Origin of the sequence: Pedobacter sandarakinus (genome assembly GCF_026240095.1) — a bacterium.
Lineage (GTDB): Bacteria > Bacteroidota > Bacteroidia > Sphingobacteriales > Sphingobacteriaceae > Pedobacter > Pedobacter sandarakinus.
This window is the reverse complement of the sequence record NZ_JAPIVG010000005.1, coordinates 133,366-157,929: the sequence shown is the minus strand read 5'-3', so window position 1 is coordinate 157,929 and position 24,564 is coordinate 133,366. Positions and strand designations below refer to the sequence as shown.

At 39.0% G+C, this 24,564-nt stretch carries 22 protein-coding genes and 1 tRNA gene; 7 read left to right on the top strand and 16 right to left on the bottom strand.

Annotated elements, in window-relative coordinates; translation table 11 throughout:
* Positions 1 to 6: 6 nt before the first annotated feature.
* Positions 7 to 2,820 carry an excinuclease ABC subunit UvrA gene (gene uvrA, locus OQ268_RS14560; RefSeq protein ID WP_265857073.1) on the bottom strand — a complete coding sequence of 938 codons (2,814 nt, stop codon included), beginning with the start codon at positions 2,818 to 2,820 and terminating at the stop codon, positions 7 to 9.
* Between the two features lie 259 nt (positions 2,821 to 3,079).
* On the opposite strand from uvrA, the gene OQ268_RS14555 reads away from it, so the two are divergent.
* The 5 genes from OQ268_RS14555 to recA all read left to right on the top strand — a co-directional run bounded on the left by OQ268_RS14555 (position 3,080) and on the right by recA (position 7,184).
* Positions 3,080 to 3,664, top strand: coding sequence for an RNA polymerase sigma factor (locus OQ268_RS14555; protein ID WP_265857071.1), 585 nt, complete (start codon positions 3,080 to 3,082; stop codon positions 3,662 to 3,664).
* 138 nt (positions 3,665 to 3,802) lie between these two features.
* Positions 3,803 to 3,946 (top strand): hypothetical protein, encoded by a 144-nt coding sequence (locus tag OQ268_RS14550; protein ID WP_265857069.1) that lies wholly within the window; start codon positions 3,803 to 3,805, stop codon positions 3,944 to 3,946.
* A gap of 154 nt (positions 3,947 to 4,100) precedes the next feature.
* Complete coding sequence (locus tag OQ268_RS14545) at positions 4,101 to 5,282, top strand: MFS transporter (RefSeq protein ID WP_265857068.1); 1,182 nt, start codon at positions 4,101 to 4,103, stop codon at positions 5,280 to 5,282.
* Between the two features lie 88 nt (positions 5,283 to 5,370).
* On the top strand, positions 5,371 to 6,036 hold the full coding sequence (gene nth, locus OQ268_RS14540) for an endonuclease III (protein WP_265857066.1): 666 nt from the start codon (positions 5,371 to 5,373) through the stop codon (positions 6,034 to 6,036).
* 134 nt (positions 6,037 to 6,170) lie between these two features.
* The gene (gene recA, locus OQ268_RS14535) at positions 6,171 to 7,184 is read left to right on the top strand and encodes a recombinase RecA (protein ID WP_265857065.1); all 1,014 of its coding nucleotides are present in this window, start codon (positions 6,171 to 6,173) and stop codon (positions 7,182 to 7,184) included.
* A gap of 150 nt (positions 7,185 to 7,334) precedes the next feature.
* Here recA and OQ268_RS14530 read toward each other — a convergent pair whose 3' ends face one another.
* Both OQ268_RS14530 and tsaD read right to left on the bottom strand, forming a co-directional pair.
* Positions 7,335 to 7,532, bottom strand: a complete 198-nt coding sequence (locus OQ268_RS14530; protein WP_265857064.1) for a hypothetical protein — start codon at positions 7,530 to 7,532, stop codon at positions 7,335 to 7,337.
* A gap of 52 nt (positions 7,533 to 7,584) precedes the next feature.
* The gene (tsaD, locus tag OQ268_RS14525; protein WP_265857063.1) at positions 7,585 to 8,586 is read right to left on the bottom strand and encodes a tRNA (adenosine(37)-N6)-threonylcarbamoyltransferase complex transferase subunit TsaD; all 1,002 of its coding nucleotides are present in this window, start codon (positions 8,584 to 8,586) and stop codon (positions 7,585 to 7,587) included.
* A 177-nt stretch (positions 8,587 to 8,763) separates the two neighbouring features.
* Between tsaD and OQ268_RS14520 the strand changes: the two genes are divergently transcribed.
* Positions 8,764 to 13,092 (top strand): translocation/assembly module TamB domain-containing protein, encoded by a 4,329-nt coding sequence (locus OQ268_RS14520; protein ID WP_265857062.1) that lies wholly within the window; start codon positions 8,764 to 8,766, stop codon positions 13,090 to 13,092.
* A 100-nt stretch (positions 13,093 to 13,192) separates the two neighbouring features.
* Here the strand turns inward: OQ268_RS14520 and OQ268_RS14515 are convergent, their stop codons facing one another.
* From OQ268_RS14515 to OQ268_RS14505, 3 genes are all read right to left on the bottom strand, one after another.
* A complete protein-coding gene (locus OQ268_RS14515; protein ID WP_265857061.1) occupies positions 13,193 to 14,404 on the bottom strand; it encodes a bifunctional 3,4-dihydroxy-2-butanone-4-phosphate synthase/GTP cyclohydrolase II in 1,212 nt (403 codons plus the stop codon).
* 134 nt (positions 14,405 to 14,538) lie between these two features.
* A complete protein-coding gene (locus tag OQ268_RS14510; RefSeq protein ID WP_265857060.1) occupies positions 14,539 to 15,966 on the bottom strand; it encodes an LptF/LptG family permease in 1,428 nt (475 codons plus the stop codon).
* Between the two features lie 28 nt (positions 15,967 to 15,994).
* Entirely contained in the window at positions 15,995 to 16,375 is a 381-nt protein-coding gene (locus OQ268_RS14505; RefSeq protein WP_010600323.1) for an START-like domain-containing protein, read from the bottom strand.
* Positions 16,376 to 16,511: 136 nt separating this feature from the next.
* On the opposite strand from OQ268_RS14505, the gene OQ268_RS14500 reads away from it, so the two are divergent.
* A tRNA-Met gene (locus OQ268_RS14500) sits at positions 16,512 to 16,585 on the top strand.
* On the opposite strand, the gene OQ268_RS17975 is transcribed toward OQ268_RS14500, so the two are convergent.
* The 10 genes from OQ268_RS17975 to OQ268_RS14455 all read right to left on the bottom strand — a co-directional run bounded on the left by OQ268_RS17975 (position 16,545) and on the right by OQ268_RS14455 (position 24,520).
* On the bottom strand, positions 16,545 to 18,158 hold the full coding sequence (locus OQ268_RS17975) for a recombinase family protein (protein WP_369817107.1): 1,614 nt from the start codon (positions 18,156 to 18,158) through the stop codon (positions 16,545 to 16,547). The genes OQ268_RS14500 and OQ268_RS17975 overlap by 41 nt on opposite strands.
* A gap of 51 nt (positions 18,159 to 18,209) precedes the next feature.
* Positions 18,210 to 18,392 carry a hypothetical protein gene (locus OQ268_RS14495; protein WP_265857057.1) on the bottom strand — a complete coding sequence of 61 codons (183 nt, stop codon included), beginning with the start codon at positions 18,390 to 18,392 and terminating at the stop codon, positions 18,210 to 18,212.
* Positions 18,393 to 18,576: 184 nt separating this feature from the next.
* Positions 18,577 to 19,251, bottom strand: coding sequence for a hypothetical protein (locus tag OQ268_RS14490; protein ID WP_131535377.1), 675 nt, complete (start codon positions 19,249 to 19,251; stop codon positions 18,577 to 18,579).
* The gene (locus OQ268_RS14485; protein WP_265857054.1) at positions 19,248 to 20,072 is read right to left on the bottom strand and encodes a DNA adenine methylase; all 825 of its coding nucleotides are present in this window, start codon (positions 20,070 to 20,072) and stop codon (positions 19,248 to 19,250) included. Before OQ268_RS14485 ends, OQ268_RS14490 begins: the two co-directional genes overlap by 4 nt.
* Before the next feature lie 5 nt (positions 20,073 to 20,077).
* The gene (locus OQ268_RS14480; protein ID WP_265857052.1) at positions 20,078 to 20,278 is read right to left on the bottom strand and encodes a hypothetical protein; all 201 of its coding nucleotides are present in this window, start codon (positions 20,276 to 20,278) and stop codon (positions 20,078 to 20,080) included.
* A gap of 23 nt (positions 20,279 to 20,301) precedes the next feature.
* The gene (locus tag OQ268_RS14475; RefSeq protein WP_265857050.1) at positions 20,302 to 21,165 is read right to left on the bottom strand and encodes a hypothetical protein; all 864 of its coding nucleotides are present in this window, start codon (positions 21,163 to 21,165) and stop codon (positions 20,302 to 20,304) included.
* A gap of 20 nt (positions 21,166 to 21,185) precedes the next feature.
* A complete protein-coding gene (locus OQ268_RS14470) occupies positions 21,186 to 21,503 on the bottom strand; it encodes a hypothetical protein (protein WP_265857048.1) in 318 nt (105 codons plus the stop codon).
* Between the two features lie 463 nt (positions 21,504 to 21,966).
* On the bottom strand, positions 21,967 to 22,767 hold the full coding sequence (locus tag OQ268_RS14465) for a DUF4099 domain-containing protein (protein ID WP_265857046.1): 801 nt from the start codon (positions 22,765 to 22,767) through the stop codon (positions 21,967 to 21,969).
* Positions 22,768 to 22,776: 9 nt separating this feature from the next.
* Positions 22,777 to 23,991 carry an ArdC family protein gene (locus tag OQ268_RS14460; RefSeq protein WP_265857044.1) on the bottom strand — a complete coding sequence of 405 codons (1,215 nt, stop codon included), beginning with the start codon at positions 23,989 to 23,991 and terminating at the stop codon, positions 22,777 to 22,779.
* Positions 23,984 to 24,520, bottom strand: a complete 537-nt coding sequence (locus tag OQ268_RS14455) for a M23 family metallopeptidase (protein ID WP_165585740.1) — start codon at positions 24,518 to 24,520, stop codon at positions 23,984 to 23,986. The genes OQ268_RS14460 and OQ268_RS14455 overlap by 8 nt, the downstream gene beginning before the upstream one ends.
* Between the last annotated feature and the right edge of the window lie 44 nt (positions 24,521 to 24,564).

Genomic DNA, 24,564 nt, shown 5'->3' with positions numbered 1-24,564 from the left:
CCTAAATTATGTATTTAAATTTAAATGCGATGCCAAATATTTTCCGGTGTAGGAATCTTGCTGTTTTACCAAATCTTCAGGAACACCTTCAAAAACAACGCTACCCCCACCATCTCCACCTTCCGGCCCAATATCAATTACCCAATCAGCACATTTAATCATATCCATATTGTGTTCGATCACCAAGATGGTATTTCCTTGTTCAATGAGCGTATTTAGAGCTTTAAGCAACTTTTTTATATCATGAAAATGCAGACCTGTTGTTGGCTCATCAAATATAAAAACGGTCTTGTTGGCATTATTCCCCTTTATCAAGAAAGATGCAAGTTTAATACGTTGTGCTTCGCCACCAGACAAGGTATTGGATGATTGCCCTAAATGAACGTAGCCCAAACCAACATCTACCAGCGGATTTAATTTATTCAGGATTTTTGTTTCAGATTGGAAGAAATCAACGGCTTCATCAATGGTCATATCTAAAATCTCAGAAACATTCTTGTCTTTATAGGTTACATCGAGCACCTGTTGTTTGAAGCGTTTGCCACCACAAGCTTCGCACGGCAAATAAATATCAGCCATAAACTGCATTTCGATCTTCACTTCTCCCTCTCCCTGGCAAACATCGCACCGCCCACCTTCTACATTAAAAGAAAAGGCAGCTGGCTTTAAACCCGCTGCTTTCGCAGCCGCCTGACTTGAAAATAATGCCCTGATATCATCCCAGGCTTTTACATAAGTTACCGGGTTAGATCTACTGGAACGGCCTATGGGATTTTGGTCGACCATTTCTACCGCACTTACGAGGTCATAGTTTCCAAAAATACCATCATAAGCTCCGGTTTGTTCACCAGCATAATTACCAATCGCTTTTTGCAAAGCAGGATACAATATTTTTTTAACCAAACTGGTTTTTCCCGAACCAGAAACACCGCTTACCGCCGTAAAAATACCAAGTGGGAATTTTACGTCGATATTCTGCAGGTTGTTTTCCCTTGCCCCTTTAATCAGCACATGGTCTTTCCATTTTCTTCTTTTATCTGGAATAGCAATTTGATCAACTCCAGATAGATATCGCCCGGTTAAACTGGTTTTATCTTTTAAAATCTCTTGGTAATTACCGCTAAAAACCAAGTTTCCACCATGGGTACCCGCTTCTGGCCCAATATCAATAATATGATCAGCAGCACGCATCATTTCTTCTTCGTGCTCTACAACCAAAACCGTATTACCGACATTCCTAAGCGAAATAAGCACTTCGATTAGCTTATTGGTATCACGCGGATGAAGGCCAATACTTGGCTCATCTAACACATAGATAGAGCCTACTAAACTACTTCCTAACGATGTCGCTAAGTTAATACGTTGTGATTCGCCTCCTGACAGCGTATTCGATAAACGATTTAATGTTAAATACCCTAACCCAACATTATTCAAATAAAGAAAACGGTTATCAATTTCGGCAAGTAATCGCTTTGCAATTTTTGTATCGTTGGCATTTAGTTTAAGCTCATTAAAGAATACTAATGCTTTAGCAAGTGGCATCAGAACAATATCGATAATAGATTTGTCTTCAATTTTCACATATGAAGCATCTTTGCGAAGGCGTGATCCTTTACAATCGGGGCATGTAGTTTTCCCACGATAGCGAGAAAGCATTACCCGATATTGTATCTTATAGGTTTGTTCCTCTAACTCCTTAAAAAAAGCATCAAGCCCTTCAAAATACTTATTTCCTTTCCATAACAAGCGTTGCTCTTTAGCAGTTAACTGACTATAAGGCCTATGAATTGGAAACTCGAATTTAGGTGCAGCTTTCACAAAATTTTGCAACCATACGCCCATCTTTTCTCCTCGCCAAGGGGCAATTGCATTGTCAAAAACACTTTTACTTTTATCTGGTATTACCAAATCTTCATCAATGCCAATTACATTTCCATAACCTTCGCAGCGTTTACACGCACCATACGGATTATTAAAAGAGAAGAAATTCGGCGTCGGCTCTTCGAATTTAATGCCATCGAGCTCAAAACGGTCGCTAAAATGTTTGGTTTCGCCTGCAACTTCTACGTAACAATCGCCTTTACCTTCAAAAAATGCAGTCTGTACAGAATCTGCCAAGCGGTTAAGTGTTTCTTCTTCCTGGTTGGTTATTATTCTATCAATCAGAATCTGAACAGTTTTATCGTCTGTTAGCGCTTCATCTTTAAAGTCTGCATCATCTAAAATCGATTCTATTTTTAATATTTGCTGATCAATTAAGACCCTCAAAAAGCCTTTCTGTAAAAGAATGGCTAACTCTTCCTTTATGGTTCTGTTATTGTGCGGATAGAGCGGACAAAAAATGGTTACGGTCTCTTCGTTACCCAAAGCGCTAACATAATCTACTACCGTACTTACCGAATCTTTTTTTACTTCTTTACCAGAAACAGGCGATATCGTTTTGCCAATACGCGAAAACAAGAGTTTTAGATAATCGTAGATCTCGGTAGAGGTTCCAACAGTAGAGCGTGGGTTAGATGTTATTACTTTCTGCTCTATTGCAATGGCTGGCGCTATTCCTTTAATATAATCTACATCGGGCTTATTCATTCTGCCCATAAATTGTCGGGCGTATGATGATAAACTTTCTACATACCTACGCTGGCCTTCTGCATAAAGGGTATCAAATGCAAGTGAAGATTTTCCAGACCCAGACATGCCAGTTACTACAACTAATTTATTTTTAGGAATAGCAACATCTATATTTTTAAGATTGTGCACCCTGGCACCTTTAATGATAATATTTCTATGCGGATCTTTTTCGGCCTCTTTTTTGCTCATGTATTAATAAGAATATATATTGAAACCCCTTATATCAATTAGGGTTTTAAGAAGATACAAAAATACGGTACTGAGGTGGTTAATTTATTTTTTAACATTTTATTTTTTGCATTTTGATAAAAAAATAACTTTCTTTGGATATTAACAACCTCAAAGCCAAACTAACATATTCAAAAAAGCATAGGAGATCAGCTATAGAAATTAAACATCTACAAATTAATTTTTAGCAAACAGTAAGGGATTTAGTGTAGGTAAACCTATGAATTTACAATCATACAACGATCAGGACCTGGTAAAAGTATATATTGCCGGGAACGAGAATGGATTGCAAGAACTTTTAAAACGACATAAAAGTAAAATTTATACTTCTATCTACTTATTGGTTAAAGACCAATATTTGGCGGAGGATATTTTTCAGGATGCATTTATAAAAGTGATTAATACGTTGCGATCTGGAAGATATAACGAGGAAGGAAAATTCTTGCCGTGGGTAATGCGTATTGCGCATAACTTAGTTATCGATTATTTTAGGAAGGAAAAAAGAACTCCAGTCATTACCAGCTCTGATGGTATGGATGTATTCAATATGCTACACTTTTATGACGAAAGTGCTGAAGAAAGAATGCTTCGTGACCAAACCCATAAAGACTTGAAAGCAATGATTCACCTGTTGCCAGATGAACAAAAGGAAGTGTTGCTGATGCGACATTATGCGGACCTTAGTTTTAAGGAAATAGCCGATTTAACCGACGTGAGCATTAATACGGCATTGGGCAGAATGCGTTATGCATTGAGCAACCTTCGCAAAATGCTTAAGACGAAAGAGATGACTTATAAAGGGTAATAAAAAAGTTACATTTTTTGTTTTTTGTTTTGAAATAAAGCATCTGAACTATCGTTAAGTTTATAAAACAATAACTTTTAGTTGCTTATGACAAAAACCTCTACATCAAACACAAATGTAAATTCACCAACCCAAAACATGTCTCAGTCTAAAATGGATATCGAATCTGACACAGAAATTAATTTATTTTATCATCAGATGAAAGATAAATTAGATCGGTTATCAAGAGATCCTCAGGATGAAACTATCAAGAAAATTATGGCCTACAGCCGGTTGAAGTAACGAAATTTACATGAGCTATAAAACTGTCATACAAGCGTAAGACAGTTTTTTTTTGCCTAATCGTTCCGCATTAATGCCCTTGACCATTTAAATTACTTTCGCTTAACGGAGAAATAGATACCTTTGCATAGTGTACTTTTAACACTAAGCACTAATGAATAAAAATCTTCTTCCATTAACCCTAGGGGGTTTAGGTATCGGCATAACAGAATTTGTTATGATGGGATTACTCCCGGATATTGCCAATGATCTGAATGTGACTATCCCTAAAGCAGGCCATTTAATTTCTGCTTATGCTTTAGGAGTGGTTATCGGTGCTCCCCTGCTTATCATCATTGCCGGAAAATATCCACCAAAGAAAATTTTAATTGCTTTGATGGTAATGTTTACTGCATTTAACGCCTTCTCGGCATTCGCTCCTACATTCAATACCTTATTTATTTCGAGATTATTATCTGGATTGCCACACGGTGCGTTTTTTGGCGTTGGGTCGGTAGTGGCAAGTAGAATTGCAAAAAAAGGCAAGGAAGCACAGGCGGTATCGTTAATGTTTATGGGTCTTACCATTGCAAATATCATAGGGGTGCCTTTGGGCACTTATATTGGCCATAACTTTTCATGGCGCATATCCTTTGCTGTTGTGGTTTTTGTAGGATTAGTTACCCTGTTAAGCTTAAAATTATGGCTTCCGGCTCTGGAAGCGGCTAAAAACCGGAACTTAAAAGAAGAACTCAGGTTCTTTACCAAACGTAGTGCGTGGATCATCATCTTCATGATTTCTATTGGAACAGGAGGCTTGTTTACCTGGTACAGTTACATTGCACCGTTAATGACCGAGGTTGCAGGCTTTTCCGCAAATACCGTTACGTACATTTTAATGCTTGCCGGATTAGGAATGATGACTGGAAACTATCTTGGAGGGCTACTGGCCGATAAATATTCTCCGGCAAAAGCAGCCGCCGCATTATTAATTTTAATGGTAATTACTTTAACAATTGTACATTTCGTTTCTGGCAACCAAGCGCTGGCAATAGTCATGACATTTATTACTGGCGCAGTTGCCTTTTCTTTGGCAGCACCCATTCAAATGTTGATGATACAGTCTGCTCAAGGTGCAGAAATGCTTGCTGCTTCTGCTAGTCAGGCGAGCTTTAATATTGGAAATGCTTTGGGTGCATTTTTTGGCGGATTGCCTTTAGTTTATGGTTTTGACTATACCTCTCCCGCTTACGTTGGTGCCGCGATGGCTTTAATTGGTGCATGCTTTGCCTTCTGGTTTATTAAAAGAAATCCTCAGCAGTCATTACCTAGAGGAAAGTACGTCGCTGCTCATTAATACAAGAGTAATGATGATTGTTGTGGACAATGTCTACAGTTGAAAGTTAAAACCCGGCTGTGCAACAATCTATTTTCTATATTTGCGCATGCTTAAAAAGGAACGGTATAAACTTTTTGTTGAACACTTTTCGGCTAAACAACCCGATGCCGAGACCGAACTACACTACAATAATCCATATCAGCTGCTGGTAGCTGTAATTCTATCTGCCCAATGCACTGATAAAAGGGTTAATATGGTAACGCCTTCCCTATTTCAGCGTTTTCCAAATGCAAAATCGTTAGCAGAGGCCACGCCAGATATTGTGTTCGACTACATCAAAAGTATCAGCTATCCGAACAACAAGGCAAAACACTTGGTAGGCATGGCTAATATCTTGATAAATGAATTTGATGACGTAGTTCCCTCAGCTATTGATGATTTGCAGAAAATGCCAGGTGTTGGAAGGAAGACAGCAAATGTTATTGCATCTGTAATATATAATGCACCGGCAATGGCAGTAGATACACATGTTTTCCGAGTAGCAAACCGCTTGGGCCTTACCAACGGAAAAACGCCCTTGGCCGTAGAAAAAGATCTGGTGAAGAATCTCCCAGAACAAGACATCCATATTGCCCACCACTGGCTTATTTTACATGGCCGATACGTGTGCTTAGCTAGAAGCCCGAAATGTGAGACATGCGAAATCACGCATATCTGCAGATATTTTGAGAAGCAGGTTGCCAGGCAAGAGCGAGAAAAAAGAGAGTCATAAATTAATTTTAAATTACTATTGACATTAGTTGAAAAAGATTTAACTTAGCTAAATATTTTAGTATTACAAATTACTAACATTAACTTATTTTAGCCGATTATCAATTATATTTACGAGATCAAATTATAAAACAAATGGCAAGCGCAAATCCAGATAAATTAAAAGCATTACAATTAACATTAGATAAACTAGAAAAATCTTACGGAAAAGGTACCATCATGAAATTGGGTGATACTGCTATTGAACCTATAGATTTTATTTCTACCGGATCAATTAGTTTAGATATTGCATTAGGTATTGGCGGGATTCCGAAAGGCAGGGTAATTGAGATTTATGGACCTGAATCGTCAGGTAAAACCACCCTGGCTACACACATTATTGCAGAAGCACAAAGGAAGGGTGGAATAGCCGCGTTTATTGACGCCGAACACGCTTTCGATCAATTCTACGCAAAGAAATTAGGTGTAGATACCGATAACTTATTGATTTCTCAACCAGATAATGGCGAACAAGCATTAGAGATTGCAGATAATTTGATCCGCTCTGGAGCAATTGATGTAATTGTTATTGACTCAGTAGCTGCACTGGTACCTAAAAGTGAGATTGAAGGTGAAATGGGCGATAGCAAAATGGGGTTACATGCCCGTTTGATGAGTCAGGCTCTGCGTAAATTGACCGGTACCATTTCTAAAACCGGATGTTGCTGTATTTTCATTAACCAATTAAGAGATAAAATTGGTGTAATGTTTGGTAACCCTGAAACAACAACGGGTGGTAATGCCTTGAAATTTTACGCCTCTGTTCGTTTAGATATTCGTCGTATTTCACAGATTAAAGATTCTGATGAAGTGTCTGGTAACCGGGTGAAGGTAAAAATTGTTAAAAACAAAGTTGCACCTCCTTTCCGCATAGCAGAATTTGATGTGATGTTTGGTGAGGGGATTTCTAAAAATGGAGAAATTATTGACCTAGGTGTAGACTTCGGAATTATTAAGAAAGCAGGATCGTGGTTTTCTTATGGCGACACGAAGCTGGGACAAGGAAGAGACGCAGTTAAGCAATTGTTAAGCGACAACCCAGAACTGGCGGAAGAACTTGAAACAAAAATTAAAGCAGAAGTTACCGGAGAACACCTGCAAGAAAAATAACATATAAACATTAATGCTGGAGGTTAAACCCTTCAGCATTATTGATGTCTGCAACAACCTAAAAGTTAAGCGAATGCCTCAAATTCTAGCAGAAGATCAGTATAATCAAATTTTCGGCTTACCTTGCTTACTAATTAAGTATGCCTGTAGCTAGTTCTGACTAAAAACTGCATTAAAATCTTTGGTAACGTAAACAATCACCAATAGGGCAGCAATTACCAGGGCACCTAAAATAACTACCCCCCAGCTTCCTTTTAACTTATTCTTATCTTTCCTAATCAGGTAAAATATAATTCCTATAAGCGGTATTGCACAAACAATCCAAAATATTAGTGATGCTCCAGTCATATCTTTTGATTTTATTTAGTTGGCATTTCTCAGCACAACGTTTACTATTTAATTAAAACTCCATTCGGGCCTTGGGAGCAATATCTTGCGCTACAAAATCTTCAGCCAAAAATTTGTGGTGGCCGGCTATTGCAATCATTCCGGCATTGTCTGTACAATATTGAAAAGCCGGAATGTAAATATTCCAACCCAGTTGAGCAGCAGTTTCGTGCAAACCATTTCTTAATCCAGAATTTGCAGATACTCCACCAGCTATTGCGATCTCATTAATTTGATATTGAATTGCTGCTTTCTTTAATTTGTTTAATAAGATCTGAACAATGCTGTATTGCACCGACGCACAAATATCATTCAAATTTTCTTCAATAAAATTCTCATTTTCCTTTTCCTGCTTACGAATAAAATAAAGTATCGAAGTTTTAAAGCCACTGAAACTGAAGTTTAAATCGGCTATCTGCGGTTCGGCGAATTTAAATGCTTTAGGATTGCCTAACTGGGCATGTTTGTCAATCAGCGGTCCACCAGGGTAAGGTAACTGTAGAATCTTGGCTGTTTTATCGAAGGCTTCTCCAGCAGCATCATCTAAAGTTTCACCAATAATTTCCATATCGAAATAATCTTTGACCAGCACAATTTGCGTATGCCCTCCAGAAACGGTTAAACACAAAAATGGAAACTTTGGCTTCGGTTCATCAATGAAATGTGCCAATATATGCGCATGCATATGATTAACAGAAATTAAAGGTATCCCCAGAGCCAAGGCAAAAGATTTTGCGAACGACACGCCTACCAAAAGCGACCCCAAAAGGCCGGGACCTTGTGTGAAAGCAACGGCACTGATGTCCTGTTTTGTAACATTTGCATTTTTCAACGCTTGTGCCACAGTAGGTACAATATTTTGCTGATGTACCCTGGATGCCAATTCAGGGATTACCCCACCATAATTTTCATGAATTGTTTGGTTTGCAATAACATTGGCCGTAATTTTGCCGTTGTTACATATAGCGACAGAAGTATCATCGCATGAGGATTCGATTGCAAGTATAACAGACAAATTATTTAAATTTTAAGCTGCAAAATTATTAAAAAACTATTTAAAATACTCCTTTGGGTAATTGCATCAATAATCTTGCTGCTTGCGCTTATTATTTTCACACTTCAATTTAAGCCCGTACAAACTTATGTAGCAAAAAAGGCAGCTGCATATCTTTCAAAAGAGCTTAATACAACTGTGTCTATAAAAAGTTTATACATTCAACCTTTTAAATCAATTGTATTTGAAGAACTCTTGGTTCTAGATTTACAAAAGGATACGCTCTTGAGCACACCTCAATTTATGGTTGATATTAATCAACTGTCGCTTGATAAACGAATCATCGACATTAATACCATCCAAATTAACAATGGCCAATTTTTCCTAAAGGATTTCAAAGATAAGTCTTCTAACCTCGATTTTATAATTAACTATTTCGATTCTGGTAAACCCACTGTAAGGAAAAAGAAAAGTAAACCCTACGATGTCAGCTTAGGTAGACTTATCCTTAATAAATTCGCTTTCAGATATAAAAATTTTGGCGCCAAAGATACGCTCCAAGGGCAAAGTGTAAACTTTGACAATGTTGATGTAAAAGAGCTGAGCGGCATTTTTGAAGGGTTGGACACGAAGAACCATTTGATGAAAACCAATATCAAAAATCTTACGCTAAAAGAACGAAGTGGTTTTTACCTTAAAAATTTAACAGCACAAACTACCATTGACAGCAATGCTATCGAGCTTAAAAATCTCTTACTGGTAACCAACCAAAGTCGCTTGAGTAATTATTATCAGATGAAGTTTAACACCTATCGCGATTTCAATCATTACATCGATAGCGTGCGGATGAAGGCCGTGTTTAAAGATAGCCACCTATCGTCTAGAGATGTTGCATTCTTTGCACCGGAAATGAAAGACATGAAGCTTGATATTGATGTTGATGGTCAAATTACGGGATTAGTAAATAACTTAAGGGCAAAAAAGTTATCGCTAAGAACCGGAAAAGCAACTTATATTAAAGGTGACTTTATCCTAAAGGGCTTACCCAAATGGAAAGAGACTTTTATGGATTTGAAAATTGATCTTGCGGGTACCAATAAAACCGATTTGGATGAAGTTTTACGGGGCATTACCAATAGCAAAAAGACATTAATTCCAACTATCGTAAGTAAGTTTGGCAATATCAACTTCAATGGAAGTTTTACAGGTTTTCAAAATGATTTCATCGCCTATGGCGAATTTAAAACCAAATTGGGCCGTATTGTTTCTGATGTAAATATGAAAATCGATAAAAATGATGTTCCTTCTTACACGGGCAATGTGAAAACTTTCGATTTTAACATTGGGAATTTGTTAGAAGAGAAATCGTTAGGCAAAATTAGTTCATCGTTATATGTAAAAGGTCGTGGTACGGAGCTTAAAAATTTAACGGAAAAATTGAATGGAGATGTCGATTACATCGATTTTAATAATTATCGATACCGGAATGTAAAGATTGACGGCACGTTTAACAAAAAATATTTCGATGGGAAGTTGAGCATCGATGATAAGAATGTAAAACTTATTTTTGATGGTGGCGTAAACCTAAATCCCAAATTACCAGTTTTCAACTTCAACGCTACGATTTCTAAAGCCAGGCTTAAAGCGCTTAAGCTGATGAAAGATTCTTTAATGGTTGATGCAAAGTTTAAGACCAATTTTTCGGGTACCAACTTAAATAATATTGAAGGAAATTTGCTTATTGAAGAGATTAGGTTACAAAACCCCAAAGGGATTTACATGATCGATTCTGTGCAACTTGTTGCCAATGGTACAGGCACAAGCAGAAATTTAAATATTAAATCGGATATACTAGATGCTAGTATTTCGGGTCAGTATGATCTAAATTCAATTGCATCATACTACAAGGCAATTGCCAAAACATATGTTCCTTCTCTAAAAACTGATATCATTAAATACAAAGAGCAAATCTTTCAATTTAATTTGAAAATCAAAAAGTTTGAACCGTTGGCACAGTTGATTTCGCCGGGTTTGGAAATGGAAGAAGGCGCTACCATTATCGGCGATTTTGATTCACGAAATAATACAGCTACCCTTACTGGGTTTGTGAGAAAGTTGAAATACAGTGGCATTGTGGTGAATAATATCATACTAGATGAAAATACCACAAAAGAACAGCTGCAACTCATTGTAACTTCAGACCGCGTTCAGCTAAACGACAGTTTGTATATCAAAGATGTGAATATTTCAAACATCTTGCGCAACGATAGCCTAGCATTTAACGTGAAGATGAGCAATGCTGATGAAGCTAATCAGTTAGATTTAAACGGCTTGGTAGAGTTTACAAAAAATCAAGACACTGCTGCAAGATTGAGCGTCCTTCCATCCATCTTAAAAATTAATAATGAAGAATGGCGAATCCAGGATAAAGTGCGCATTGTACTTAATAACGGCAAAACCCAGATTAGCAATTTCGACTTGACGAATGGAGACCAGCAGCTGATTGTGGATGGTTTAATTTCAGATGATCCAAAAGATCTACTAACTGTTGGCTTTAAAGATTTTAGTTTGAAAACGCTTAATCCATTTACCAAAGGATTTGGTGTAAAACTGAATGGTGATGTAAATGGAAATACCAGAGTTTATGGAATTTTAAAATCGCCAACAATCAACGATGATCTAAAAATAGATTCACTAAACTTCAATGATATTTATATTGGTACCCTAACAGATACATCATCATTTGATAACCAAAGCAATAAAGTTAATGTATTTACCAGCGTAATGACTGAAAATACGGAAACCTTTAAATTAACTGGAAATGTAGATCTGAAGGAAAAACTGATAGATTTAAATGTGAGGATGAATGAAAGTAAGCTGACGATATTGGAACCTTTTGTTAAACAGCTGGTATCTAATTTAAAAGGAAATATCTCGGCCGATTTAACAGTTAAAGGGAAATTAGATCAACCAGAAATAAATGGTTCTTTAGCGCTAGATAAAGGGCAGCTGATGGTGAACTATCTTAAAACAACCTATGTTATTACCGACGAGGTTAGCGTAAAGAATAGTGTGATTTATCTCGATGATTTTGTATTGCGAGATTTGGAAGGGCATGAAGCCAGTGCAGAAGGTTCCGTAGATCTTAACAATATTAATGATCCAACCTTGGATGTGAGGGTAAATGCGAACAATTTCATGGCACTAAATACCACATCGAAAGATAACTCTGTATACTTTGGAAGGGCGTACGGTACTGGTTTATTCAAATTCAATGGACCTACTAGTAAAATGAAGATTGATATTAAAGCCAAAACCGAAAAAGGAACAGTTTTTAACTTGCCATTAAATAGTTCGGAAACAGTATCTGACAAGGATTTCATCAATTTTATCAGTCGTGATTCTAGTAAAGTGGTTAAAAAAACAACCAGTTTTGATGGTTTAACTTTAACGTTTAAGCTATCTATTGACCCAAATACAACAGCGAACATTTTTACTACATTAGGTAATTTAAGTGGAAAGGGTAATGCTGAGTTAAATCTAAACATTAACAGTTTAGGTGATTTTGAAATGTCTGGAGATTATATTATTGAAACCGGAAGTTTTGATTTTACGGCTCAGGAAGTGATCAATAAAAAATTTGAAATTAGGCAGGGTGGAACGATTCGGTGGACAGGCAACCCTACAGCGGCACAAATAAACCTGAAAGCGGTTTATGCGCTTCGTGCTAACCTAAGCGACTTATTTAAAGCAGCTAACCGAGACGCAAGTAGTAACGCAAATCAGCGTGTTGATACGGAAGTAGAAATGGGCTTAACAGGCTTATTACTCCAGCCAGACATTAAACTGGATATCAATTTCCCTTCACAGCCATCTATCAAAGAACAATTACAAACCTATCTAAGCGATCAAAACAACTTAAATTTACAGGCATTTAGCTTAATTATCAGAAGAAGTTTTGCATCTGGAAACGGCGGCGAATCTATTGGCAACCAACTAAGTTCTACCGCAACCAGTACGGCGACGGAGTTGGTATTCAATCAATTCAATAATGTACTATCATCATTAAATCTAAACTTTGTAGATCTAAACGTTAGATCTTTGAACGAGGCTAATGCTTCATTTAAATTTTTTAATAATAGGCTTGTAGTAAATGCAGGAATTGTAGATCGAAATAGCGTTAACGATTTTAACGTAATCGACTTTTCGAGAAATGTAGGTAGAGAAGTTGAAGCTTTATATCTGATTAAAAGTGATGGAAGCTTGACAGTTAAGGCAGCCAACAAACCGCCTACCCAGCAAAGCATTTTCTTGAATAGCGGTATCAGTCCTACGGCTAACGTAACCTCTTTCGGATTGGTTTATACACAACAGTTTGATACCTTCAAAGAGTTTATCCAGAAGCTTTCTGGCTCTTACCGTAGAAATTTAAAACGTAAGCAAAGCGAAGCACCGGTGAAAACGAATAAATCATTAAGCAAAGAGGTAATCATCAATCAAACAAAAAATAACGGACCAAGGCGTTAAACACCTTGGCTCACTTCCAATTAAACGCAAAAGCCATCAGTAAGATGTTGAGTATGATCCCCACATTTAACTGATGGCTTACTATTTACTACTGGAGTAACTATCCCTTCATAATAGAGTGGCCCATTTTATCTCGTTTTGTTTTAAGATAGCGCTCATTATGAATATTGCTTTGAATTTCGATTGGAATATTTTCTACAACTTCTAATCCGTAACCAATTAAGCCAGCACGTTTAGTTGGGTTATTGCTCATTAGCCGCATCTTTGTAATGCCTTCCGAACGCAAAATCTGAGCACCTACCCCATAGTCCCGTTCATCCCCTTTAAAGCCCAATTTAATATTAGCTTCAACGGTATCGAAGCCAGCATCCTGTAAATTATAGGACCTAAGTTTGTTGATCAAACCGATTCCCCTACCTTCTTGATTCATATAAACCACAATACCTTTGCCTTCAGCTTGGATCATTTCTAATGCTTTATGCAGTTGTGGGCCACAGTCGCAGCGGCAAGACCCAAAAATATCCCCCGTTACACAAGAGCTGTGTACACGGGCCAACACAGGTTCATCAGCACCCCATTCGCCTTTAGAAATTGCCAAATGCGTAGCATTATTATCGAGCTGGGTATAAGCTGTCATTTTAAATTCGCCCCATTGGGTAGGAAGGTCGATTGTTACTTCCTTCTTTATCAAGCTATCGATATTTAAGCGGTAAGCGATCAAATCTTCAATAGAAATAATTTTCAGTTGATGTTGTTCGGCTATTTTTAATAAATCTGGAAGCCTGGCCATCTCGCCGTCTTCCTTCAAAATTTCTACCAATAATCCCGCGGGATTCATTCCGGCTAAACGGGCCAAATCTACCGCCGCCTCTGTGTGGCCAGCACGCCTAATCACGCCTCCATCTCTTGCTATCAGAGGAAAGATATGTCCGGGCCTACCTAATTCTACCGGGTCTGTTTTAGGATTTACCAATGCTAGCATGGTTTTAGAACGATCGCTTGCTGAAATACCCGTAGTACAACCATACCCTACCAAATCTACAGAAACAGTGAAGTTGGTTTCGTAAGCAGCCGTATTTTTTCCAACCATAAGATCCAGGTTCAATTCTTTACAACGCTCCTCTGTTAATGGCGCACAAATTAAACCACGCCCATAAGTTGCCATGAAATTAATTACTTCGGGTGTTGCATTTTCTGCGGCTGTTAAGAAATCACCTTCGTTTTCTCTATTTTCATCATCGACAACGATAATTACCTTGCCTGCTTTAATATCAGCTATGGCTTCTTCTATGGTGTTTAATTGTGTTTGCATTTTTCTTAGGCTCTTGAAATAAGGTGAAAAACTATTGGATATAACAGCGCTCACCACCTTTTTGCCAGTACAAAGGTACAACCTTCATCAGCAAATTTTACTACCAAATATCATTTATAAGTAAAGGATAATGGCTAATCTTTTTGCTTAATGCGCAGTAACTTTTTGAAAAATTGCTTGTAGTAGTTTACATCGAAAAGCGCAGAATCTACCGTAGCTTTATACGTAAGAAATGCAGCGAGCGGCGATAATACGATAACGGCTATCCACATGCCAAACACGGGGTTAATTGATCCTTCGCGAGCAGATTTTTCTGCCACCGTTGTGATGATGTGGTAAATTAAGAAGAAGGATATAGCTATAACAACTGGCAACCCCATACCACCCTTCCTGATAATGGCACCGAGCGGCGCACCAATGAAGAATAAAAGTATACAGGATGCCGCCAATGTAAACTTCCTTTGATATTCTACCCGTGTGAAAATAATTTCACTTGTCAAGTCGGCTTGTCGAGGGGCACTACTTGTGATATTTTGCACAATACCCGCCACAATATTCGTGGCATTATCTATACTTGTTTTTTTAGATCCGTTCGGAATGTCTTTCACAATATTATCGCTAATGGATAGTGGCGCAACTTTTACGTTTTGGTAACCTTTTGCAATATTAAACTGCTTAAAGTTGTTGGCTACAATTCTCTTCGTACTCATGCCCATCGTATCTAGCAATTTTGATAGCGAATCTCTCTTTTTTACTATACCTTTCAAATTAAGCATCGGTGTGCTATTGCCAAATGCGTTCGGATCGGTTCGGTTCATATCGAATGACGATAGATCGAATCTAGGTTCTGTTTCTTTAAAACGAGTTCTGTTTAAAACCTGACGTGGATTATAAGGCCCACTACTGCTGGCCTGCTCTTCATACTGCACCCCATCTTTAAGTTTGAGTATTAAAAATTTTCCGTCAGCAGTTTTATTCATCTCCCCTTCCTTAGCCATTACCACTTTAGGGATTCCATTTGTTCCACGGTGATCATAAATCAAAATTCCACTGAGCTTGCCTGCTGCATCTTTGGCGTCTACACGAATAGAAAAGTTAGGAATACTATTGTTAAATACACCGGGTTTTATTAAAAATGAGAGTTTTTTATTCCTAACATCATATAGCAATGAGCCAAATTTTAAATTGGCTTTTGGCAGCATATAATTGGAAAATAAAAACGAAGCTACCGTGAGGAATATAATAACGACAAAAAGCGGTCTCATGGCTTTTTGTAATGATATCCCTGCAGATTTTATAGCAACCAATTCATAGTTTTCGCCCAAGGTACCAAATGTCATGATGGATGATAAAAGCACAGACAGCGGCAAAGCCATCGAAACATTCGCCGCGGAAGCATAATACATCAATTCTAGAATGGTGTACCATTCAAAACCTTTCCCAATTAAATCATCTATCCACTTGAATAAAAAAAACATCAAAAGGATAAACATCACCACAAAGAAGGTGGCAAGAAAAGGTTTTACAAATGCTTTTATTAAGAGAAGATGTATTTTTTTCACCTTACAAAGGTAAGCATTGGTCAGTTAACTATGCACCTAAAACGCTAATGAGATAGTCAATTTGATTGTCCCAGATTAATTTTTTTTCCGCTAAGAGATCGTCGGTAGTGAAATCTGTTATTGATAGGGCAACATCATTAGTAAGTTCATCCTGTACAATTTCCATTTCGAAATAGCACTGTGGCTCGTCATCAAGCCACTTAAATTTAACTAATTTGTTTTCTTTGATGGAAACAAGCTTAGCTTTAAGTTGCTCATCATCCCAAGTGAAGGTATAAACCTGGTCGCGGAAATTGACGTCATCTGCAAACCATTGTGATAAGCCATTTGGCTCACTAATAAAGCTATATAATATTCGTGGCGACGATTTAACCTCGTACTCAAGCGTAAATTTTTTCTTTTCTGCCATGTTAATTCATTACCAGAATGACTTCCGGACTATTTTTTTTTTATTTATTTTTCTAAAGAAAGGTAAATTATTCTATATTTGCAACTCCAAAAAATAGCCACTAAATATTTGATAATATAAGCAAATATTTTTACTCGGCGGGGTAGCTCAGATGGTTAGAGCGCAGGATTCATAACCCTGAGGTCGGCAGTTCGATCCTGCTCCCCGCTACCGAATCGGCAAAAGAGGCATAATCCAGAGATAATTCTGGTATGCCTCTTTTCTTTTTACTGATAAGTTGCTGAAAATAAGCTATATACAAAAACACTAAATTTATTTCAGTGGTTCGAACTTTATCATTTTTCTTATCATAACTCATACCACTAGGGAACAGTAATGTTTGGAGTTGTTGCTTAGTATGGTAATCACCAGAAAGCCAGTTTAAAGGTAGCTGAGTGGCATATTCTATAGCCAACCTAACACATTTTAAAAGGTTCGAACTTTTATTAGACAGGATGAGCAAATTCCGCTCAATTTCTCTTTTTTCGTCCGAATATTTCTCATGGTACTTTGTGTAAAGTTCCTGACTTATATCTTCTTCAATATATCTTTCCTCTAATCGCTCCACCTTCTTCTTCACTTCTCTATGGCTGTTCTCCAACTCTAATAGATCCGCTTGCTTATTTTGAGTCAACTGGTTAAATGTTGCAGCAACCTGCTCAACCAATAGTTCTATATATTCCTTGGCAATGTCAATTTTAAAGAAATCAAGTATGTCTGCAAATCTGGAATTAAGAGAATCAGCATTTTTGTTATTACAGCAAGCTTTGGTTTTGCATTTATAATAATGTATATTCTTTTTGCGTGCGAGGTAGCCACTCAACGGCTTCCCGCATTCGGCACATACCATAAAGCGCTTCAAAGGAATGTGCACATTTTCTTCATTTAGTGAAAAACCATGGGGAATCTTATCTAGCATACCGTTAACCTTTAAGAAAAGTTCCCTGCTAATTAATTTCTCGTGATTGCCCACAACCACTTGTCCCTCCAACATATTGTGCACCATCAAGCCACAATAGAATGGATTTCTAAAGATTTCTGAGATACGCTGATGAATCAATTTTAGTCCTTTAGCCGCCAACCTATCGCGAATTACCTCATTTGACACATTTTCATAAGCTTTCCATTCAAAGGCCTGACGAATGAGCCTTCCCTTCCCATTTATAACAATCTGCCTTTTGTTCTTCGATCTGTCAATCTCAAATCCTAAAGGGGGATTAGTCGGCCAATCACCACGCAGTAACATCTCTTTTATACCAGCACTACATTTTTGCTTTCTCAATTGATTGTCAAACTCGCCAAACAGGAACAACAACTTTTGTTGCATCTGACCCGAAGCACTCGAGGTATCAATAGGTTGTGTTACGGAAATTATTTCTATACCTAAGCGCCTCAATTCTCCGCTAAGCCAGATTGAGTTGTCATTTCTTGAAAACCTCTCCAGACTATACACTAAGATAGAAGATATTTTTCCTTTGAATTTTTTCACGAAAGAAAGCATGGCGGTAAATTGCTTTCTCTCATCGTTCTCAGCGCTTTCGTAGGTTCCCCCAAACTGAGCGGCAATATTAAACCCAAATTTCTCTGCGTATAGCATACATGCCTTCAATTGGGTTCCCAGGCTTAAATTATCAGCCTGCTCTTTACTACTAACCCTTGTATAGATAACGCATTCCAAGCTTTTGGAAACTTTTTTATTTTGTTTCCCTTTTGCAAATGAGTCGAAAAAAAAGATGTCTGACATAAATAATACTTCTTTGATTACACTATAAGATACTAATAATCAATTATTTTATCAAGTTTTTTGCTCCTTTTTTTCACTTGCATTAAAAATGATTATAGACATTTTTTTGATAGTAAGGATCACATCATTAGCCTGCTCCTCGGTAAAATGTGAAAACATTTGCTTTGAAAGCACCTCTTCTATGGTTAGATCATGCTGGCGCACAATAGTTTCTATATTTAAATCAAACTCCATATCCATGACGTTTATTTTGAGTAACAAATATTTTTAGAAAGGTATTCTGAAGAATAACAGGATTGGATAATCACAATTAATTACGCTCCTGTTAGAAATAGATGCAAATAGGTATAAACTGGGGTACATCTATCATTAATGTACTCACATTTTGAGATGAGCACATGAGTCTCCTGTTAATAATTTATCTTTGCAAATCTGAATGATCTATCGCCAAAGAATCAATTACGCCATCGCGGATCACCTCAAATCCCGCTACACGATCTGTATTGTATATCGCGACTGTTTTTGGTGGCCAAAGTTTCGGGTCGTTTATTTTATCCCAGTCAATCCCAATGCCTGACGGATAATAATCCCAGTTTTCCCAGGCTCTCTCTTTAATTAAAAGTCCGTCGTAACCCAGTACCCTTGTAAGATATTCATTACGGTTACCTTCCCAGTTCATCCCGTAGCAGAGCAGATCAGCAACCTTGTAAAAATCAGAGAGCTGGTCATCGTGCCGGTGATTTAGGTATCGCTCGGAAACTCCTGCGCACAGCAAAATACTCCGGACGCGAGATGCGTCCAGAGCTTTGTCAGCATCCAAAATGCTGGCATCCTTACTGAGTGTTATCTTATAGATTTTGGCATATCCAAGATTATCAAACCCCGCTTCACCGTTCAGTCTTGACTTCTGGAGTACGAGATGGCTAAAAAGGCAGGCGGCGTCCTCACTTATTGAAGTATAAAATGCATTTCCCAAAGTGAGAGCATTCCAGCCAACTCCTTTACCGGACTGGATGTTTATTTTCATACCGTCCAGTCCAAGCGAACCATGATAAAGTGCCAGCAATTCTGGGTTTATTTCCTTTACTTTCAAACTCCAAATTCCGTCTTTAGGTCTATCGGGTAGTTAGCTGTTAGCACCTCCGTCTTGCTTTTCTGCTTTCCTCCTTTTGCATTAACGGAAACCTGTTGCTTTACCGACCATTGATGCCAGCCATGTTCTTTGGCATATTTTTCCAATATTGGAGATGGGTAGGAAGAGAGCAAAAACTTGCCTTTTATTCCGGCCAGTAAAAAAAGAAGGGCTTCAAAATCCCCTTCAGAATAACCGTCATAGTGACCACAGTCAGAGTTGTAGTAGGGCGGATCACAGTAAAAGAAACTATCTGCGGTATCGCGGCTTGCGATGATGTAAAGCGCATCTGCGCATTCTATCTGGCAGTTCTGGAGCCTGATAGCCATTTCTTCAACAAATCCTTCTTTCTTGGAATTTATTTTTTTTGTTGTGGTATTACCTGATTTATCATATCCCCAACTGCTGTCAAGCTGCGAAGAAAAGCTCTGTGATGAAGTCAACCAGACTGCCCATGCCCTTTTTACCTCCGAAAACATATCCGGATTGTTATAGATCACCGAAGCCTTTCTGTGCAGATCCCTGGAATGAAGAGAGATCCTGATCTCCTTTTCTAGTGAAGTAAAATCCTCCTTCGCTACCCTATAAAAATTCATCAGTTCTTTATTGGTATCATTAATTACCTCAACCTTTGAGTGTTCTTTAGCAAAGAATACCGCCGCGCCACCAATAAAAGGCTCACAATAAAGCACATGTGGCGGAATTACCGAAACAATACGTTTGGCTAATTTTTGTTTACCCCCATAATAGCTTATGGGGGTTCTTAATTTTAGTTTGGTCATAAATTCTAATACAAATCGTCAATACTTAAATCAACTTTTTTCCCCTCAACCATTACCGACACCCTGCACTTGATATCGGGCGTGGCCATACTTTCCACATGATAGCGCTTGCCGTTTAAGTTATATAGCAGGTGATCTTCCTTAAGATCAAGGGTAACCCATCCGCTTGCGCGGATGCGGTCTATCTTAGCTAAAAGCTTTCTCATTTTTTCTTTGCTGTTACAAAAGATTATCTTCCTATTTCCTCGCTTTGGGAGGTATCACCATCCCGCTGGTTTTCCCAAGGAAACCGCTCTTCTGTATTGCTGGCATCGATTTCGCTTTTTTGGGAAGTTCTTTGCTCAGCCGAGGCCGTGCTTTCTTTTTGCTCTTCTTTTTTAGGAAAGATTTCATCCTGGCGGATAATGGCCATGTTCTTATCATAAACATCAAGTCCCTTAAACTGGGGATTCGCGGTTACCATTACAGCAACGGCTTTCTTACCCACCATCATCTCGGCAGGTGCCAGATGGCCACTTCTCAGCATTTTCATCATACCATCCTTTCCAAGTTCAGTAAGACCCTTGAACGGATATTTGTCTATGGCATCAGATAGCTCAAACTTGAATTCGGGGTAGAATTTTTTCAGGGGATGATTCCCGTAGGCATCCTGAACATCAAGGTTGAGCTTAAACCAAACCTTTTTCTTTTCCGAACCCTCACTGTTTTCCAATTTGGTGTAAACATCCCGTTCAAGTGAGTTCCCAGAGAGTAGTTTATAGGCCTGTAGCGCCGTAATCCGGTTGTCCCTTTCCAGATCAAAGACTTGTCTGATAGGCAAGGCACTTCCGGCCTTATTCAGAGTTACCTCATAATCGTTCAGAAAATACATATCGCTCTGCTTGGAGCGGTTGAAGTTCAGCATGAACCTGACCTGATCGGAACCAATTGCAGGATTCTTTTTGGCGTTGGCAGATGTGTAGCTTTGCGTAACTCCGAGGGTAAAAGCAGGGAGTTCCCTGGAAATTGCTGATTCAAGAACATCGTTGAGTTTTGTTCCAAAGCCCAGATAATCCAGGCTCTTTTTTAGATAATCCAAATTTTGTTCATTCATAAGAATATATTATTAATTAATCAAAATAGGCTAAGCTGTTGCTCAGGCTGGGGAGGGCTATAGCCATTTTCCCGGGCGAGGTGTTCGCCAAGGGAGATTGCCAGTTCCTCGATGGACGCATATCCGCAATCCTTTAAAAAAGCAGAAAAGAGAAAATGTGACCGGTAGCCGGTACCGGATATAATATTGGAATCTGAGCGAAACTCCAGGTGTACAACGGTTGGCTCTTTTTCATCATTTCTTTTGCTGGGCCAGTTGTACACATAATTGACATTGACATCGAATCCGAATACCCGGATATCGAGACTTATATCCTGTTTGAAAATTTCTGGAATCATGGGAATGGATTTTACCGGATTTGCAAAGGCCTTAGATTAGTCCTAAATCCGGTGATCTTACAAAACCTATTAAGTGAAAAGAGTGATTCCGCACATGAAAATTCACATGACTTAAAAGTGAAAATCACATGATGGGATAAAACCAGAAAAGTTGCGTCAAATCCTTTCAGCCATAGCGAAATCTTACAGGTTAATACGATTGCAGGCAGATCATCTCCGAATACAGTCACGAATTTCGCATTGGGAAATACCAAGCTGATGCGTATTATACCTTCCGGAAGAGCAAGAAAACCAAACGTTGCCAGCGCGGCATCCCGAAATTTGACTGAGGTAGCATCTGATAGAACTTTTAGACAATCCCTTTTTTCATAAAAAAGATAAACAGTACGGATACATATCTCTGGCAACCCGCAAGGAATCAGGTATGCGAAACCATCGCACATAACCCATTCTCTGTCCATATTTATCTGGATATGCCATGACTATAGCCGCGGCTATACTCGTTTTTGAACTCATCGAGTTCTCTCTGCTGCAACATCTCGTCTGAAATTGCGCCATCGTTTTTTTTCATTTCCAGGAATGCTGATTCAAAGCCTGGCGAAAAGGGAGTCTGATGAATACTTGAATCCATTATGGGAGCGAGATCTTTTAATAAGAAACCCGCGGCTTTACCGTCTTTCAAAAAAGTTAAGATAAGTGCTGTACGGCTGGCTACGATCCCCTTGGGCTCACTGGCCCTATGCTGAATCATCGTCCCATCGATTAGCTGCACAATGCGTCCTAGGGCAAAATCCTTACTTTTCTTTACATCTAGTTTCTCTCCGTTGATCTGAAATGGAACCTCTACCCCTTTTGGATCATAGGAAATGAACTCCCTGGTTTCACTATCATATTCAAATACGATAGTCCTACTTGTACCATCAGGAAAATTAATGGGTTTTGCAATATTCTTAACCTCTCCTGCGACCAGCGCATCAGCTTCAACATCCAATAAATCCGGAGACAGTTTCGGCTCCTTGTAAATAGGATGCAATTTTATCTCGTGGAGACTATCTTCATCCAGGTTTAAGGATAGCTTAGCATCCAGGCTATCAATAGCAAAAGCCTCGCTGACCAGATTCTTTAGGTTCACTAAAGAAGTTCTCCTGCCCGAAAGAAGTGCAGCAATGTCTGTGTCGTCCAATAAGTACCTGGTCCCGTCGTATAGCCCTAGCCTGGATAGCTCTGCAACGGGCAGGGCCTCCTCGATAATTATATTTTTCATAAATTCGTTTTATCTGTTTAAATCAAGATGTGATTGGTTCGCAGCTTCGCCAATCTGGTTAGTGTGCTTATCATTTTGAAACTCAGCACCCATTTCGCGTTTGAGATATAAAAGCGCTGCGTAGAGTTTATCTTCCCGGCCCAATGTAAATGCATTGCCGTTCAGGCTTTCATGCATCTTCAGCCTTCCCTGTTTTAAATGGCCTAGAACCTCATAGACCGATCCGTTATATGGAATCTTATCTCCCGTGGTGAGATACCCAGAAGCTTTTCCGGGAGCAGGCTGCATCGCATTCAGGGAAACCTTTTCACTGGTAATCTCCTGCTTTATTTCTATATCCATGATATAGCCAAGAATACGCTCGGCATCCATGGAAGCAGAAAAGATCTCAAAAGGATTGTTCTCCAGAATCGATATCCAGCTTTCCACATAGGCATAATGCTGTCCCGGGTCATGGCCTATACCAAGTTCCTGTCCAATAAGCATCGAAGCGATTTCTGCCCTGAGTTCCTCCCTGGCATAGCTCGCATCCCCAAAGCCTTTACCCATGTCTCGGTTCAACCGGTCTGGATGCCCCGTCCAGTGTCCCAGTTCGTGGAGCAGTGTAGCATAATATTTGTGGCTTTCAGAAAACCAGTCCTTGTAGGGAAGCGTAATAGCATCCCTTTTTGGGTCATAAAAGGCATTTGCGGAATATTGGTGAAAAATTACTGCGCCTGAGGAGGCAATGAGATTCTCTGCCCGCTCAACCGGTGCCCACGTGGTGCCTGGCTTTTCTCTTTCCAGTTTGGGCATGCCCTCGATCTGCGCGGCATTAAACACGTAAGCATTGCGAACAATGGCATGGGGAAGTTCCCTTGTTTCCTTTATGGGCTTTCCGAACTCATCATGCATAACCTTTCCTGAAGCGTCGCGCCTGGTTCGCTCATCACTTGTTTTAACGAACTGGATGAGCATGGATTTCTCTCCCTTTCTCACCTGCATTCCGCTTTCCTCTGCCTGCCTGTAGGTCATCCATCTTGGATCTTCCCTACCTGCCATCAAAAGTGATAGGGCATTGATTCCCTTATATCTATTGCCGCTCTGAAAATTGTAAGGCATTAGAAGAGGAATGCCCGCTGAATCCCATGGAATCTGCCAGGGTGCGGTTCCGGCGCGGAGTGCCTCAATTACTTTCTCGGCAACCTGAACGTGCAGGGGTTTATGAACATCTTTTTTATCCATCTTGCTCTTCCTCCGTATCCGCAAAACCAATTCCGTAAACCCAGGCCTCGTCCTGATTCAGTTCCACTTCCTCTACCATGGCGAGTAGTTCCAGTTTTTGCCTTAGGGTCAAATAGGCTGAATTTTCCATAAAATTTATTTGATTAATTTTGGCTACTTTATAGTAGCGAAGAATAAAGTTTACAGGATCGATGTAGACTCCCCCGATGCGCAAACTAAAGTGCAGGTGTTCGCCAGTCACCCTACCGGTAGATCCCGTAACCGCTATAACTTCCCCAGAACGGACTTCCTCGCCCTTTCGAACAAGAATAATGGAGAGGTGGCCATATATGCTTTCAAGGCCTGAATGATCAATCCTTATAAATTTTCCCAGAATTGGATTAAAGCCTACGCCGGATACCTTTCCGGTAAGAAAAGAAAATACAGGCTCATTTCTTGCGTGAAGATCAATGCCACGATGGAAATCCGCAAAATGGGTAACAGGATGTATCCTTTTACCAAAAGCGCTATTTACCTTTATTGAATTCAAAGGCAAGGAGATTTGGGAGTAGCATGATAGAGAAGAGCAAACAA